The organism is Rhodoferax sp. RT5P35 (assembly GCF_056521385.1).
Window position 1 is genome coordinate 1 of record NZ_JBWMAX010000153.1, and the last position, 1,367, is coordinate 1,367.

The window sequence follows — 1,367 nt, forward strand, 5'->3', positions numbered from 1 at the left end:
GGAGGGCGGTGTGTGGATCCAGGGCCCGGACCAGCTGCCCCTGCAGATCGTGGTGGCCGAGAAATCCTCGCCCTCCGCCCCCGTGCCCCGCGTGATCCCTCCAGAAACCGGCACCGCAGGCCGCGCGCCCAACCGCAGTGCGATCCAGCAGATTGCACCGCTGCACCTGTCGCACATCCTGATGTTCAGCGCCAATGTGCTGGAGGCCGTGCGCTTCTATACCCAGGTGCTGGGCCTGCGCCTGTCGGACAGCTCGGGCCCGGTCATCGGCTTTATGCACAGCCCGCACGGCAGCGACCACCACCTGATCGCGCTGGCCCTGTCGGGCGGCGGCGGGCTGCACCACAGCAGCTGGACGGTGCCGTCGCTGGATGCCGTGGGCCTGGGTGCGCAGCAGATGGCACAGGCCGGTTACGCGCAGGGCTGGGGCCTGGGCCGCCACGTGCTGGGCTCCAACTACTTCCGCTACGTGCGCGACCCCTGGGGCGGCTATGCCGAGTACTCGTTCGACATCGACTACATCCCCGCGGGCATGGAGTGGCCCTGCGCCGACCACCCCATCGAGGACTCGCTCTACACCTGGGGCCCGCCGCCGCCCGACGACTTTGTGACCAACTTTGAATTGACCGCCTGATCCCCTGGAGACCCACCATGCAACAAGAAATTCCCCTGTACGACGTTGTGCAGATCGGCTACGGCCCGGTCAGCGAAATCATGGCCCTGGCGCTGGCCCGCCAAGGCCGCAGCGTGGCCGTGTTCGAGCGCTGGCGCGAACGCTTCAGCCTGCCGCGCGCCGTGTGCATAGACCACGAGCTGTACCGCGTGCTGTCCGCCCTGGGCATGGGCGCGGATTTACCGGCAGTGAGCCACGCCGGGCCGATGTACCGCTGGTTCAACGCCGACTGGAAGGAGCTGCTGGCCATCGACTGGGAATCCGAGTCCATCTCCGGCGGCCCCGAGGTCAACTTCATCCACCAGCCCACGCTGGAGAAGATGTTCGAAGACGTGGTGGCCGCCTGCCCGAATGTGGAGGTGAACCTGGGCTGGGAAGCTGTGGCCGCCACCCAGACCGCCGACTACGTAGAGCTGACGGTGCGCGACTTTGAAACCGACGCACGCCGCACCGTGCGCGCCAAGTACCTGATCGGTGCCGACGGTGCCAACAGCCTGGTGCGCCAGGCCATAGGCTCCACCCAGGAAGACCGCGGCTTCGAGGCCGACTGGCTGGTGATCGACGTGCTGCCGCACGAGGGTGTGGTGCTGGACATCCCGCCCGCCGCCCAGTACTGCAACCCGCTGCGCCCCACCACCATCGTGCCCGCAGGCGTGAAGGATGGTCGCTACTTCCGCCGCTGGGAATTCATGCG

The 1,367-nt window shown here is 67.7% G+C and carries 2 protein-coding genes; both read left to right on the forward strand.

The features are described from left to right. Window positions 1-634 (forward strand): VOC family protein (locus AC097L_RS24520; protein ID WP_479589328.1); only part of this gene is annotated, 634 nt, incomplete at its 5' end. Between the two features lie 17 nt (window positions 635-651). Next, window positions 652-1,367: FAD-dependent monooxygenase (locus AC097L_RS24525; RefSeq protein ID WP_479589329.1), on the forward strand; the 716-nt coding region annotated here is incomplete at its 3' end.